General features: G+C 32.1%; 13 protein-coding genes. 10 read left to right on the forward strand and 3 right to left on the reverse strand.

Annotated elements, in window-relative coordinates; all coding sequences use genetic code 11:
- Nucleotides 1-5 precede the first annotated feature (5 nt).
- Genes EGI22_RS11195 through EGI22_RS11205 form a run of 3 tightly spaced genes read left to right on the forward strand, consistent with a single transcriptional unit; the run spans nucleotide 6 to nucleotide 5,703 of the window.
- Nucleotides 6-1,502, forward strand: a complete 1,497-nt coding sequence (locus EGI22_RS11195) for a hypothetical protein (RefSeq protein ID WP_255068466.1) — start codon at nucleotides 6-8, stop codon at nucleotides 1,500-1,502.
- A gap of 1 nt (nucleotide 1,503) precedes the next feature.
- The gene (locus tag EGI22_RS11200; protein ID WP_255068467.1) at nucleotides 1,504-4,200 is read left to right on the forward strand and encodes a hypothetical protein; all 2,697 of its coding nucleotides are present in this window, start codon (nucleotides 1,504-1,506) and stop codon (nucleotides 4,198-4,200) included.
- 6 nt (nucleotides 4,201-4,206) lie between these two features.
- Nucleotides 4,207-5,703, forward strand: a complete 1,497-nt coding sequence (locus tag EGI22_RS11205) for a DUF4384 domain-containing protein (RefSeq protein WP_255068468.1) — start codon at nucleotides 4,207-4,209, stop codon at nucleotides 5,701-5,703.
- Between the two features lie 52 nt (nucleotides 5,704-5,755).
- On the opposite strand, the gene EGI22_RS11210 is transcribed toward EGI22_RS11205, so the two are convergent.
- Nucleotides 5,756-5,953 carry a YhcB family protein gene (locus tag EGI22_RS11210; RefSeq protein ID WP_255068469.1) on the reverse strand — a complete coding sequence of 66 codons (198 nt, stop codon included), beginning with the start codon at nucleotides 5,951-5,953 and terminating at the stop codon, nucleotides 5,756-5,758.
- 70 nt (nucleotides 5,954-6,023) lie between these two features.
- Entirely contained in the window at nucleotides 6,024-8,036 is a 2,013-nt protein-coding gene (locus EGI22_RS11215; protein WP_255068470.1) for an ATP-binding protein, read from the reverse strand.
- Nucleotides 8,037-8,252: 216 nt separating this feature from the next.
- Here EGI22_RS11215 and EGI22_RS11220 point away from each other — a divergent pair, with 216 nt between their 5' ends.
- The 7 genes from EGI22_RS11220 to EGI22_RS11250 all read left to right on the forward strand — a co-directional run bounded on the left by EGI22_RS11220 (nucleotide 8,253) and on the right by EGI22_RS11250 (nucleotide 14,839).
- Nucleotides 8,253-10,070 (forward strand): APC family permease, encoded by a 1,818-nt coding sequence (locus tag EGI22_RS11220; RefSeq protein ID WP_255068471.1) that lies wholly within the window; start codon nucleotides 8,253-8,255, stop codon nucleotides 10,068-10,070.
- Nucleotides 10,071-10,130: 60 nt separating this feature from the next.
- Complete coding sequence (locus EGI22_RS11225) at nucleotides 10,131-10,541, forward strand: hypothetical protein (protein WP_255068472.1); 411 nt, start codon at nucleotides 10,131-10,133, stop codon at nucleotides 10,539-10,541.
- A gap of 80 nt (nucleotides 10,542-10,621) precedes the next feature.
- Nucleotides 10,622-12,811 carry a TonB-dependent receptor gene (locus EGI22_RS11230; RefSeq protein WP_255068473.1) on the forward strand — a complete coding sequence of 730 codons (2,190 nt, stop codon included), beginning with the start codon at nucleotides 10,622-10,624 and terminating at the stop codon, nucleotides 12,809-12,811.
- A 33-nt stretch (nucleotides 12,812-12,844) separates the two neighbouring features.
- Entirely contained in the window at nucleotides 12,845-13,195 is a 351-nt protein-coding gene (locus EGI22_RS11235; RefSeq protein WP_255068474.1) for a heavy-metal-associated domain-containing protein, read from the forward strand.
- Nucleotides 13,196-13,286: 91 nt separating this feature from the next.
- Nucleotides 13,287-13,709, forward strand: coding sequence for an OsmC family protein (locus EGI22_RS11240; RefSeq protein ID WP_255068475.1), 423 nt, complete (start codon nucleotides 13,287-13,289; stop codon nucleotides 13,707-13,709).
- Between the two features lie 54 nt (nucleotides 13,710-13,763).
- Entirely contained in the window at nucleotides 13,764-13,955 is a 192-nt protein-coding gene (locus tag EGI22_RS11245; protein WP_255068476.1) for a hypothetical protein, read from the forward strand.
- Between the two features lie 92 nt (nucleotides 13,956-14,047).
- Nucleotides 14,048-14,839, forward strand: a complete 792-nt coding sequence (locus EGI22_RS11250) for a thymidylate synthase (RefSeq protein WP_255068477.1) — start codon at nucleotides 14,048-14,050, stop codon at nucleotides 14,837-14,839.
- On the opposite strand, the gene folK is transcribed toward EGI22_RS11250, so the two are convergent.
- Nucleotides 14,836-15,315 carry a 2-amino-4-hydroxy-6-hydroxymethyldihydropteridine diphosphokinase gene (gene folK / locus EGI22_RS11255; protein WP_255068478.1) on the reverse strand — a complete coding sequence of 160 codons (480 nt, stop codon included), beginning with the start codon at nucleotides 15,313-15,315 and terminating at the stop codon, nucleotides 14,836-14,838. The two genes, EGI22_RS11250 and folK, sit on opposite strands and share 4 nt — an antisense overlap.
- Nucleotide 15,316: the final 1 nt, after the last annotated feature.

Consider the following 15,316-nt stretch of genomic DNA (forward strand, 5'->3'; position numbering starts at 1 on the left):
GTATTATGAAAACGAAGTTATTTTTCTCCTTTTTTGTTTGTTTTAAAATATTCAGTCAAAGCCCTCAGCTGCATCTTATGATAGCCTGTGATGTAAAAGACACTAAATATGGCGTAGAAACCTATGGTAAACTCGAAAAGCTAAAACAGTCTTTTGGCTTAATTAGCAAGTCAATTAACTATCCATTAAAATTCAAATATTGGTACGAGGAAGATTTTACTTCTGAATTGGTAAATAAGTATTTACGAGATAGTTTAAGTGAAATAGGCAGAAATGACATTGTTGTTTTTTATTATTTGGGTAGGGGAGAAACCGAAAGTACTTCGAACAAAACACCTTCAAAATTATTGTTTAGAAATCCAAAACAGGCTTTAAATATACAATCAGTCAATTTATTTTTGAAAAATAAAGGAAGATTGGCCATGGTCATAGCAGATTGTTATGAGCCTTTTTCAAAATCGAGAAGTTTGTTTTTAGAAGATGAGCCTATTGAAAGTAAACAGATTAATGAAATCGTCGACACTTCAGAATTGGATTCTTTGCAAGCCTTAAAAATAAAAAAGAATCTTTCAAAAATATCAGAATCGACGTTTACCAATTATATCCAATCAAAAGATAGTTTGGAGGGTATATACAGTCGACTTGTTAAAAATGAAACCAATGAAGCGGTTTTAGAACAAAAAATACTTCTTTTATTAAAGAGATTGGCCCATTATCCGAGTTTGGGTTTTCCTGAAGAAAAGAGATCATTACAACGTAAATTTGACATTTTGCCTGATTTATCTTTGAAATATGTCAGCAATCGTGATTTTTCATGTGTGGTAGATAGCCTATATAAAATCAATGCTTTGTTAGATTTTACGCATCCCCTTCAGGTTTATCTAGATACTCTTATAAAAATACCACTTGATGATTCTGACGAAAGGCCAGCAGTGACGACTGAGAGATTTAATGAGTATGTAATTCGGAAAATGTTTTTTAGTAATTGTGGCAACACAGTAAGCACAAACAATATTGGAGCTTCGTCTCCTGGCTTCGATTATACCGATAGTTTTTATAAAAACCTATCTATATTGTCCAATTCTTCAGATACTAAATCTATCAATAAATTGGAGATTGATAATCTTTTAAAACCTCAAAAAGTAAATCCTTATTTTGCAATAAGTAACAAAACTTGCCCTTCTGCTACAGAAAAAGAGGTCTATTATTTGCCCAAAATCATTTATTCAGGTAAAGATATTGAAGAGAAATTTAACGCATTTTTTATGACGAAAGACCTTTTGGCAAAAAAAAGATACAGGGAAGAAATCCTTCAAATATTTGAAAAAAATGCGAAAATAGCCATCAAAACCAAGGGTAAAAAACAGATTTTCCAACCTCTGATTGAATATTTAAATATTAATAGCCAAATCAAACCTTCAAAAATTGACATTCCAGTTCAAAGGATTGTAAGAGATAAAACTTTTGGTAAAATCAAAACCCTTCTAGTGGTTGAACCTTAGTATGAAGTTAAAATGTATAGTGTTTTTTTTCATGGTTTTACATGGACTTGCTCAAAAGCCCAAACTGCATTTAATAATTGCGGCCGATGTAGAAGATAATAGCTATGCAGTTAGGAATTTTACAAAAGAGGAGAAAATCTATAACATGTACAATTTGGTGTGTAAAGAATTAGGGTTCGACATGGAAATCCAATATCTGCATACAACAAAATTTGGCTTTAATGCTAAGGGCGTTTTGGATGAACTAGGCAAGGTTAAAGTATTTACAAAGGATGACATCCTTGTTTTTTATTATCTCGGAAGGGGTTTTTATCCAAATAGGAATAGTAAATATCCGCTACTAGAATTTCAGGACACTAAAAAAATGCTCTCTTTGGAGCAGATTAGGAAAAAACTAAATACAAAAAAAGCCCGCTTGACGCTTGTGATTGCAGATTGTGACGAAAGCTATACTTTGATAGATCCTCGAACACTTCCGCATTCGCTTATTAGGTCTAGTTATTATAAATCTGTTACGGATGATTTTGAAAACTCTTTTTTTGCTTCTGTTGATAACAAAATTGAAAGAAATTCTATTAAAAACTACAGTTCTAGGGAGTCAATAATTGACCTTTCTGAGCTTTCAACTCAAAATGAAGATTCCTTATATTTTGAAAAATGCACGGCAGCAATAAATTCAATTTTAGAGAATAACATCAATAGAAACTTGGATATGTTACAACTCAAGCGTTTGGCTACAATAAGCCAAATAATTAGCGAATATCCTGAAAAAGGTTATCCTAATAGAATAGATAAAGAATTACTAGGTAATTTATTGAAAAAAAATGGGTTAAAGTATGTTGTAAAAAGACCAGAACTTGATGATTATAAACTTTTTGTAGACAGTTTGTTTATCAAAAAAAGTGTTTTGGACTTCCAAGACTCTCTAAATCTAGCGTTTTTGAAGTTTTTAGAAAATGATGCTAAAGAAATTATTCCAAAGTATTGGGAAGGAGAAAAAGGGAAAAAAATTGATTATTACTTTGAGGTTAATAGTATTTTAAGTTCTGCAATTGTAAATATGGATTTCAGTAAGCCACTTAATATTAAACAAAAACATGATTATGCTATCTTTTCTAGATTAGAAAACTATAAGGAAATTGGCTTGCCAAATGAAGAAGAATATTACAGTAAAATGAGAAATTTAAAAATTTTGAATTTGCCTGAAATCACAGAACTGAATTACAAAACTTTGGATTTTAAGGTCTCTGATTATGATGTTATTATTGATAGTTTGTTTTTGAAAAGGAAGTTGTTGGATTATCAGGATTCCTTAAGTTTATTATTAGATGATTATATCGCTTTTGCTGAAAGGCCACTGATTCATCCCATTGAGTTATTAACTGATCAAGAAGTCGATAAATATTACGAAAATGTTGATAATTTGGAACAATTGATAGCTGTTTCCGTCAAAAATGAGCTTGATTCTGTTAGAAGGATTAGGCTAAATTATTTTCTAAATAGACTAAATGGATATGTGAAAAACGGTTTTCCAAAAAAGGATTTAAAACTTGGCAATATCCCAAGTCAAAAAACAAGAGATATAAACCAGATTATTGACTTTCTTTACAATTCTAACGACTTATTAGATTTTAATAATTCTTTACAGGTCAAACTAGATAGTATTATTGATAATTCATTGTCAATTCATACAATAGGACTATCTAAGGAACAATGGCAGTATTACATAAAGACTTTAAGTTCTATTGATTCACTCAAATTAAATTCTGTAATATTTTATGTTATTCTTAATCGTTTGAAAGAATTTCCAGAGTTGGGTTTTCCTGACCCTAAAATGTTATACTTTTCTGATGATCAATCTTTTAAACAAATACTAAAAATTGAGGATGTTGAATACATGACTTTTAATTTTGATCCTAAGGTCGAAGGTGAAGAAAAATTAAGAAATTCTTTTTATCGAATTATTATTGATAGTTTATATCGGTCACAATCTCTGTTAAAAATTAATCACCCTTTGTTTCAATTTTTGAAAAAATTGATAGAAAGAAATTTACCTCAAGGCTTTCCAATAGTTAAGGGAATAAGTGTTAGCATGTCAAATAATAAACCTATTATTATGCAGCTTTTTCTTTCTGAATGTGGATATATTGAGGTCGTAAATGGTCATAAGAACAAATTAAATAAAAATCAGTATTTGGAAGATTACACAGGATTTATATATCAAAATTTCAGTGAGATTTTAAATAAAAATGATTTGAATCAAATTGGAACTTTAAGTCTTAAAAATTTATATAAACCAATGAACAATAAGTTTATATATAACTATGCTAAACCCAAAACCAACCAATGTTCGGTTGTAAGCAATACTTTTCAATTGCCTGACTTTAGTAAATTGCCTACGACCGAAAAAATAGATGGTTTATTTGAAGAGTATATTAAAACGAATGACCAAAGAAAGAAAAAGTCTATAAAGCAGGAGATTATGAGTTATTTTGAAAGTAAAGCGATGTTAAGGGTAAAACCAGTTCCTTCGAGTTCCACAACTTCCGTACGTTTAACGAACATTTTACTCGATGATTATTTTAAAAAACTAGACAAAAATACACCAAAAGTAGATACTGTAGACGTGCGAGATGGGTCGGTTCGAAGAAATCAAAATTTTTCAAAAATCACCACTATGATGTTAATCGAAAAATAAAAGCTTATGAAATTATTATTTACTTTTTTAATTCTCTTCTTAATCTCTGTTTTGGGTTTCAGCCAAGGCTGGAAAACTGACACCGCTTTGTCAGCAAAAGTTCCTCAAAAGACTATTATGGATTCGAGCGTCTTTCAAAACTTACCCAAGTCTGTTGATTTGTCGAAATTTGTTCCATCGGTAATCGACCAAGAAAATTATGATACTTGCATTCCAGTGGCTTCTACTTATTATTTAAGAACTATGCTAGAAGCAATAAAACTCGGAATTACCAATGAAAAAGGGTACACCAAGATTGATGCTCTGAGATATTCGCCATCTTACATTTATGCATTGATACGAAGAGATACTCTAAATGATTGCAAAACTTATACCTATATTGAAGATGCAATGGAGGCTCTTAAAACCAAAGGAGCAGTTAAATACAATGTTTTGGATTATCCAAACTGTAATCCTGATTTATCAAAACTTAGCCCAGAACGGGAATCTCAAATTCTTGATTATGTGAGACTTTTTAGCCTAATAGACGATGGCAACAAAGTGAATGCAACAAGGCTGTCTTTAGCTGATAATTTGCCGCTAGTAGTCGGCCTTCAGGTAAATGTAACCTTAAAAAAACTAGGAAGGTTAGGCTGGATATGGCATAAGATTAAGGAGTTTTTTGGATTTGAAGACGAAGAGTTCGCTCTTTGGAAACCAGATGATGCCAATCTGATCGATGGCCACGGGGTATGTGTAGTTGGCTATGATGATACAAAATTTGGCAATAAAGGAGCCTTTAAAATTGTAAACAGTAGGGGCGAATATTGGGGAGAAGATGGCTATTTTTGGATATTGTATACTGATTATGAGCGATTGGCCAAACAGGCTTACCAAGCCATCATGCCAAAAATACCAAAAGAGGATATTAAATATGCTGGAGAAGTGTCTTATTTGACGGATAATTATGGAAATTCACAGGATTCATTTAGTGCAGAAAATGAAGCATTAGTTTTAAAAAACTATAAAGCAGATTCAATGAATTTTTTGACGGCCTATACTTTTAAAGAGCCCATCCGCCATAATTCTCACTTTCGTTTTTTTGTTAAAACAGAACAAGATTTTTATATTTATATCTTGGACGAAAACTTAGAGAATAATGAGATAAACATCGTTTTCCCTCAAGAATTTGACGAAATACAAGATTATGAGGTAAAAAAACAGAAAAATAATTATTTCCCTTTAGAAAACAACTGGTCGCTTCAAGGGCCATTTGGGAAGGAAAAAGTTTTGTTTTTATTCTCTAAAAACATATTAGATATTTATGATTATCTAGATAAATTTAACACGCTAACTGGAATGTCATTTGACCAAAAAGTAAAGGCGGTTTTTGGAAAAGAATTGATACCAGAAGAATATATCGATTATGAAGCCAGAGATCCCAAAAAGATGAAGTTTTACGTTACCAAAAAAGCAAAAACAGGATCAATAGTGCCTTTGATATTTAGTTACGAGCATATTTAATATACAAAAAGAGGCATCGTTTCGGATGCCTTTTTTTAATAACACAATACGTTTACTTCTTAGAATTGGATTGGAATTTCCCACCAAAATATCCAATTAGTGCACCTACAACAAGGCCAATAATCAGAAACATTAACCATTCGTTGTCATCGCCTGAGGCTCCTCCTCGACCTGTAGGCTGAGCATTAGAAATTAAAACACTTAAAAATAAAATTAAAGATAGACCGATTTTGTTAAGGATAATTTTCATGATATAATTATTTAAAGGGTTAAAAGCACTTAAAGATATAAAAAAGATTTCATTTTTTAGTGCCAAAGTTTTAATTTAAAGGGAGTTTTATGATGAAAGTAGTGCCTTCTCCTTCTTTAGACTCAAGTTCGAGGATACCATTATGTCCGTTTGTAATAATTTCTCTACTTAAAGACAAACCCAATCCAGTACCTTCTCCGGTAGGTTTTGTTGAGAAAAACGGCTGAAAAATCTTTTGTTTAATATTTTCTGGAATTCCATTTCCATTATCTAGGACTCTTATTTCAGCAAATTTCCCCTTTTCATTTTCTGTTAAATTAGTTTTTACAATTACTTTAGGTTTGTATTCAGAATTTTTATTTTCCTTTTTCTTTTGATTTACAGCATAGAACGCATTGTTTATAAGGTTTAATAATACTCTTTCTAAGTTTCCAATATTGCCCTTTATTAATGGTAAATTTTCATCTACTTGAATAGCAAAATCAGAATTAAAATCTACATCTTTGGCTCTCATTCCATGATAAGATAATCTCAAATATTCATCTGCAATTTTGTTTATATCTACATCTGAAATTACTTCTTGAGTCCCTCTTGAGTGTTCAAGCATACTTTTTACAATACCACTAGCCCTTTTACCATGAACATTTATTTTATTTTGATTTAACATTAGTATATCAATCAATTCTTCTATTTCTGATTGGTCTTTAGCCTTAAGATTTTCCAAAAGTTCTTTAAGTTCGCTTAAAACTTCAATACTTATCTCGGAAAAATTATTTACAAAGTTTAATGGATTTTGTATCTCGTGAGCTATTCCAGCCGTTAACTCCCCTAATGAAGCTAATTTCTCTTGAAGCATCAGCCTCTTTTGCGTATTTTTTAGTTGTTCTAATGATTCTTGAAGTTCAATTTTTTGATGCTCAATTAGGTTTTTTTGCTTAGTTAAGGTTTTATTCGCTTTAGTTTTATTTCTGTTTAGGACAAATAAATTTGCTGATATTATAGCAAAAAGAAAAAGTATGCTTCCAATTATAAACAAAATTTGATTTTTCCTCATTTCTTTTTTCGAAAAAGCCAAATCTTCATTTAGTATGTTTTCTTTGTAGGTAAGTTTCTGAATTTGAAGGTTTTTATCAAGATTGTTTAAACTATCCTTTGCAATTGCAGAACTTTTGAAATATTCCAAAGCAAGTTTGGGGTTTGTTTTTTCGTTTAATGTCGATAATAAACTATAAGAGTCGGCAATAATTTCTAAGTAGACTGTTTCTTTGGCCAATTTATTAGCTTCCATAGCAAATATCATTGCTGAGTCCAATTGATTTTTGATATGGTAGGTTTTTGCTATCATATACTGACTTAAAGCAAGATATCTTTTTTTATTTAATTTCAAAGAAAGACCGCTGCTGACCTTAAAAAGAGAGAGAGCTTTATCATAATTTTTCTTTTTATATTGAATATTTCCTAAATTAAATTGCACAATATCCAAATCTGAACTATTAATTTTAACGGCCAATTCATATGATTTTTCAGCATAATATTGTGCCGAATCATATTTTTCTAACACAAAAAAATCAGAGCCTATGTTCAAAAATGAAAGTTGGATTAAATCTTTATTGTTGATTTCCTCGGAGATTTTTAATCCGTCTTTGTAATATTCTATTGCCTTTCTATAGTCCAATTGCTCACCATATATTACGCCTAAATTTATTAGAATTCGGGCTTGATCTTCTAGATCTCCAATATTTTTGGCAAAAGCCAATGCATCAAACAAAGTCACAAGACCTTTTTGATGATTTCCCATTCGACTATATATTGCACCAATTCTGTTTTGACATCTAACTTCTCCTTTATCAAAGTTTATTTTTTGAGCCAGTTCTAAACCTTGCTGTGCATAACTCATGGCAGCCTCTAAGTCGTTGTTCCACAGGTCTTTTGCTATTTGTTCTAGTAGGATTACCCTAGAGGTATCCTGCATTTTTTGAGAGAGAATGGTTTTTAGACTGTCTAGATTGTAGACATCTTGGGAATAGCCCACGAAGGGCAAAAACAAAAAACTAATAAAAAATAATTTGAATTTAATTTTCATGGTTTGGGTCTTGTCTAAACAAATATAATTTAAATTCTTAAATAAAGTGTTTAAATGTTGATTAAGCCCTTTTATTCAGGTATATAATCCGAAAACACTGTATTTCAAAATTATTAAATTTTAAGGCTTTTAATTGTTGAAATTTTCCGATTTCATTTCATTTTAATGTGAAAAATCGCATGTTTTTAAACTTTATGCCCTATTTTGGAGGTTAAATTGAAAAGGAGACTCGACAAACACAAGAACCAAATAGACCAGATTTATATAATGGAAGAAAAAAAGCACAGTAAATTGGGCGAATTGGCAGCCACTGCCATTTGCGGAAACGATATCAGTTCGTCGGTGTTATATGTATCGGCTCTAGCGATTGCATTCGCGGGTCAATATGCCTGGATAACCCTTTTAATAGTATCTTTTGTATTGTTTTTGTTTCGGAAAATTTATGCCGAAGTAGTTGGAGCTTTACCTATGAATGGAGGAGCTTATAATGCTCTATTAAATACGACAAGTAAGAGTGTTGCTTCAATAGCTGCCACGCTTACAATATTGTCGTATATGGCAACTGCGGTGATATCTGCAAACGAAGCCATGCATTATTTACATCATTTGATACCGAGTTTACCTATTATTATCTCAACTATAGTTTTGCTTAGTATTTTCGCTATTTTGGCTATTGGGGGTATCTCAGAATCTTCTAAAGTCGCTATATTCATTTTTGGTTTTCATTTGATTTCGCTTTTGTTTCTAACATTATTTATAGGCTATTATCTAATTACGCATGGTATAGGTACCTATTTTGAAAATCAGCACTTTCAACTTTCAGACGGCGGTATAGGCAGAGCTATTTTTCTTGGTTTCGCTGTTTCTATGCTTGGAGTCTCGGGTTTTGAAAGTTCAGCCAATTTTGTTGAAGAACAAAAAGAGGGCGTTTTTCCGAAAACTTTAAAAAATATGTGGGTCATTGTTTCTATCATTAATCCCTTGATGGCGATTTTTGCTTTGTCTTTGTTTTTGGTTCCAACGCTTCAAAGTGATAGTTTTCAAAATACGCTTTTGGTAGAAATGAGCGATTTGGTAGGAGGTCATTGGTTGGCTGGATTAATAGCCGTAGATGCTGTTTTGGTTTTAAGCGGTGCGGTTTTAACTAGTTTTGTTGGGGTAACTGGACTATTAGAGCGTATGACATTAGACAGAATTCTGCCCAACTATTTCTTGAAAAAGAATAGCCGAGGAAGTTCATATAGGATAATAATCATTTTTCTTTTATTGAGTATATCAGTTTTGCTGATAACCAATGGAAATGTCAAACTTTTGGCAGGCGTTTATACAATTTCTTTTTTGTCTGTAATGGCACTTTTTGGAATTGGTAATATACTTTTAAAAGTAAAAAGGGCAAAGTTACCAAGACCTGCAAAAGCCACTTGGATTGCAGTAATTTTAGCTATTGCAGCAGTAGTAATCGCACTTATTGGAAATATTTCTATTGAGCCAAAAGATGGCCTTCCAAGTAACTTTACCGTGTTTTTAGAATATTTTATTCCTTCGATAGTATTAATTTTCATTATGCTAAACAGGACAACGCTTCTAAAAATTGTATTAAGTATAATTCGATATGTTTTTGATCCTTTGGAGGAGATAGTAGGTAAATTTCATTCAAAAATACGCTCTGTAATTGATGACATCAATAAACAAGAATTTGTGTATTTTACAAAAGGAGACAATATTTCTGTTATAAATAAAGCCATGTTGTATGTAAAAGACAATGAACATACTAAGCGAGTAAAAATAGTGATGGTGGTAAATGATAAAGTAAAAATGCCCAAAGACTTGCCGTATGAAATTGATTTTATAGACAGAGTGTATCCCGAAATAAAAATGGATTTTGAGGTTATCGAAGGTAATTTTGGTCCAAAATTGGTGAAAGACCTTTCGGAAAAATGGAAAATTCCTATCAATTTTATGTTTATTGGGTCACCAAGTGATAAGTTTCCATTTAGGGTAGAGCAACTTGGCGGTGTGAGAGTTATTATGTAAAAGTGGCAATATTTTTGTGATATTAAACTTAAATCTGATTTTTAGCGTTTTAAAGGTTGTATGTTAGAAAAAGCAAAAAAAGTATTCACTGTATTTATGGTTCTTGCCGTTTTGGTAAGTACCCATGCTTTTGCATATTATGAGCATACCTGTTTGATAACCAAACACAAAACCTACTCTTTAGAACCAAAAACTTGTGCAGGAAAAGGATTTCCAAAAGAAAGTAAAACTGCAGAAATTAAAAGAAGCAGCTGTTGTGAGTTAAATCTCAAAATTCAAAAAGTAGACGATGGACTTAAAAACATTCTAAGTTTTTCTCTAAATGCACCTCTAGCAATTCTAAATTCCTCAATTGTTTTTGAGTTTCCTGAATTTCAAATTCAGAAAGAAACCAGTCTTTCATTATTTTTTACAAACAATTCTCCTCCTACCCATAAGGTTTACATTAAAAACCAACAGTTTTTAATTTAAGATTTTCATGATTTTTCCTTCAATTTCGCTTTTTTGGTGGATTTGAATAAGGATTTATTTCGAAATTTTAAATTAAGATCATGAAAAAAATATTATTCTTCTTACTTATATATTTTCCTTCAAAAGCACAGTTTTTGGAAGGACAAATTACTGATAAAACCAATGTCGAACTGCCAGGAGCTATTGTTTTTTGGACTTCAAAACCCAACGGTGCTGTATTGTCGGACGAAAAAGGAAAGTTCAAAATAGAAAAGGCAAATTTTGATAACCAACTGGTTGTTAAGTTTTTAGGTTATAAAACAGATACCTTTAAAGTAAATGATACTCAGTTTTTGAAAATAATCTTGAAAGAGGATAATCAAGACCTTGAGGGTGTGGTTATTCAAAGTAATGCAACTACGATAGATAGGCTTTCTCCCATCCACACTGAAATTCTTACATCCAAAACCCTTGCTAAAGCTGCTTGCTGTAATTTGTCTGAGAGTTTTGAAACCAACGCTTCAGTAAGTGTTAGTTACTCAGATGCTGTAACAGGCTCAAAACAAATTCAGTTATTAGGTCTTTCTGGGGTTTATCTCCAAACCAATGTCGAGAATATCCCAAATATTAGAGGATTAGCTTCAACTTTTGGCCTTAATTATATACCTGGCACATGGATTCAATCGATAGACATAGGGAAAGGAGCTGGCTCAGTTGTGAATGGTTATGAAAACATGATTGGGGCTATAAATGTGGAGCTTAAGAAACCCGACCAGCCTGAAAGAGTATATTTGAATATGTATTTCAATAATTTCGGAAGGTCAGAGTTGAATTTAAACTTAGCAAAGAAAATTTCAGACAAATGGTCTGTTGGTTTGCTTAGCCATGGCTCATTATTGAAAACAAACATAGATAACAACAATGATGGATTCTTGGATTTACCCAAATATCACCAGATAAATGTAATGAATCGTTGGAAGTATTCTTCAGACAAAATGATGGCACAATTTGGAGTTAAATATCTTACAGAGAATAGATTAGGTGGACAGAAAGGTTTCGAATCGAATTTTCAAACACCGAATTTGTACGGTTTTAGCAATCAAACCAATAGGGTAGAAGTGTTTTCTAAAACTGCTAAACTTTGGCAAGACAAACCTTATCAAGGATTAGGGTTAATCGTAAATGCATTGGTACATAATTCAGCTTCAAAATTTGGTTTTAAACCTTATGATGCCTTCCAAAAAAGTTTTTACAGCAACTTGATTTACCAAAACATAATAGGAAATACCAATCATACATATAAAACAGGCCTTAGTTTTTTGGCTGATAATTACGACGAAAAATATGGAAGCATAGTAAGAAAACGGAATGAGTTAGTTCCAGGAGCTTTTTTTGAATACTCTTTCAATTATTTAAATAGAACAAATCTGATGCTTGGTATTAGGAATGATTTTCACAATTTATATGGAAATCAGTTTTCTCCACGAATGCACTTCAAACAAGAATTTGGTCAAAATCAAACTTTAAGACTTTCTGCAGGGCGTGGTTTTAGAGTTTCCAATCCGTTGGCCGAATACTACGGAAATTTGGTAAGCAGCAGGTCAATTAGATTTATAGAAGATCTGAAGCCTGAAGTTTCTTGGACAATGGGGTCTAGTTATATGGTTGAAATAAAGAAGTTTACGGTATCTGCAGAGTTTTATTCTACGATTTTTCAAAATCAAACTATCGCCGATATGGAGCATTCTGAATATTTATATTTTTATAATTCTGCTGGGAAATCTTACGCCAACAGTGCATTGATAGAGCTTAATTATGGCCCAGTAAAGAACTGGGAGATAAAAGCCGCTTATAGATATATAAAAAGTATGCAAACCATGGGTACACCTTTCCAAGAAAAGGTTCTTTTGCCTAAAATGTTTCTTCCCAATGACAGAGTTTTATTAAATGTCGCATATAGTTTCCCTTATGATAGATGGAAATTGGACGGAACGCTACAATGGAATGGCAAAAGACGTATTCCTGATTTTGAAAGCGGATTAGATCATACTTCTTATTATGCCATGCCAACCAAATTTGCACCATCATTTATTAATCTCAATGGCCAAGTTTCTCGTAATTTTACTAAATGGGAGTACTATTTAGGTGGAGAGAATCTTACAGGATTTAGGCAGAAAAACCCCATCATCGCAGCAAATGAGCCATTTGGAAGTAATTTTGATGCTGGAGTAGCCTGGGGTCCAGTAATCGGGGCCACAATTTATACAGGTGTTAGATATAAACTGAAATAATAATTTTTAAACAAAACAAACAATAGAATAAAGATGAAAAAAATCGTAGCATTATTGGTGACTATTTTAGCTTTAAATTTCTCCGTGAACGCACAAGCTAATAAAACTGAAGAAGTAAAGTTTAAAACTTCTGCTAAATGTAGTATGTGTAAGGCACGTATAGAAGGCGACATGGGTAAGTCTGCTGGTGTGAAAAGCGTAAAATTAAATCTTGATGACAAAACGGTAAGTATTGTTTACAACCCTAAAAAAGTAAACAAAGATGAGTTAAAAACTAGAATCTCTAAAATCGGATATGATGCAGATGAGGTTGTAGCTAACCAAAAATCTCACGATGCATTGCCATCTTGTTGTCAGAAAGATGCAAAGGCTCACATGGATTAAAACAAAATTTCGCAATTTATTAATTTAAACGAGTCTAATTTTGCAAAATCAAAACTAGAATGGTTTACAAATTAAAAAAGGTTTTAAAAATATGAAAGTAGAATTAAATAGAGTAGATCAAGATTTCCATTTTGAAGCCAAAGGAGCTTCTGGAATAACGGTTAATATAGACGCTGGCGAAAATATTGGCGGGCACAATGCCGGTGCAAGACCAATGGAGCTTTTGCTTATGGGTTTAGGTGGTTGCACTTCTATAGACGTTATTTTGATTTTGAAAAAACAAAGACAAGCTCTAGAAGACTTGAAACTGAGAATAGAAGGTGAGCGTGAAAAAATAGAAGGGACGGAGATGACGCCTTTCAGGAAAATCAATATTCACTTTATGTTTAAAGGGGCTTTGGATCCAAAAAAAGTGGAGAAGGCAATTGAACTTTCTATGGAGAAATATTGCTCTGCTACCGCTCAACTATCTTGTTCGGCAGCAATTACGCATTCTTTTGAGATAAATACATAGTTTGGCACGGTGATTGAAATAATCCTAATATCTATCAATTAAATACTAGGAAATATGAAAAAATCAATAGCTCTTTTAACAGTTTTAGTAGGTCTTTCGCTTTCATCATTAGCAGCAGATTCACCTATTAACCGTTCTAAAAAGAAAAGTAGAAAGGCGAAGTCTTCTTGCTGCACCGAAATGTCAAAAAGCGAATGCAAAACAGTTTGTTCAAAAGAAGAGCAAAAATCATGTATGAAAAAATAAATTATTAGATTTTTTATTGTTAAGGAAGGCTTCATTTAGGTGAAGCTTTTTTTTTGCTTATTTTTGTAAAAAAAAAGATTTTTTCTGAACCAATGAAGCAGTATCACGATTTATTAAAGCACATTTTAGAAAAGGGAACGCAAAAAACAGACAGAACTGGAACCGGAACAATCAGTGTTTTTGGATATCAGATGCGTTTCGATCTAAATGAGGGATTTCCAATGGTGACTACCAAAAAAGTCCACTTGAAGTCTATTATTCATGAATTGCTTTGGTTTATCAATGGTGATACCAATATTCAATATCTAAAGGAAAATGGTGTTAAAATTTGGGATGAATGGGCCGATGAAAATGGAGATTTAGGTCCAGTATATGGCAAGCAGTGGCGTTCGTGGGATAGTAAAAATGGCGAAATAGATCAACTTAAAGAGGTTTTAAAACAATTGAAATCTAGCCCAGACTCACGCAGAATCATAGTTTCAGCTTGGAATGTAGGTGAATTGTCAGAAATGGCTTTGATGCCTTGTCATGCTTTTTTTCAGTTTTATGTTGCTGATAATAAGCTCTCTTGTCAATTGTATCAAAGAAGTGCCGACGTTTTTCTAGGTGTTCCTTTCAATATCGCATCGTATGCTTTACTAACCATGATGATTGCCCAGGAATGTGGACTTGGATTAGGTGATTTTGTTTGGACGGGTGGTGATACTCATATTTATTCTAATCATTTGGAACAGGTAAATATTCAGCTTTCAAGAACTCCAAGAGCTTTGCCGATAATGAAGCTGAATCCTGATGTTAAATCAGTGTTTGATTTTAAATTCGAGGATTTTGAACTGGTAAATTATGATCCATATCCAGGAATAAAGGCTCCGGTGGCAGTTTAAAGCTTTTTAATCCAACTCTTGTCCAAATTAGATTTTGCTAATTCTGAAATAGTTTTCCTGAATTTTGGATGAATGAAATCAGGATTTATTTCTTTTAATGGTTCTAATACGAAGTTTCTTTCTTGGATGTATTTGTGTGGAATAGTTAAGTTATCAGTACTAATTATATAGTTTTCGAAGAATAGAATATCAATATCTATTAATCTAGCCTCCCATTTTTGATTTCTAATTCTACCTAATTGAATTTCTAGGGCTAGAATTTTTTCTAATATTTGCAAAGGGTAAAAGTTGGTCTTTATACAAATGACTTGATTGTAATAATTTTCTTGATTTTCTACCCCCCAAGCTTCAGTTTCATATACACTAGAATCATCTTGGATTTCCCCAATTGTATCACTTATGGCTTTTTTTGCCAATTCTATATTGGATTTCCTATCTCCAATGTTGGTGCCCAATCCTAAGAATACTTTAAACATT

It is taken from the genome of Lacihabitans sp. LS3-19 (assembly GCF_024343575.1).
Classification (GTDB): domain Bacteria; phylum Bacteroidota; class Bacteroidia; order Cytophagales; family Spirosomataceae; genus Leadbetterella.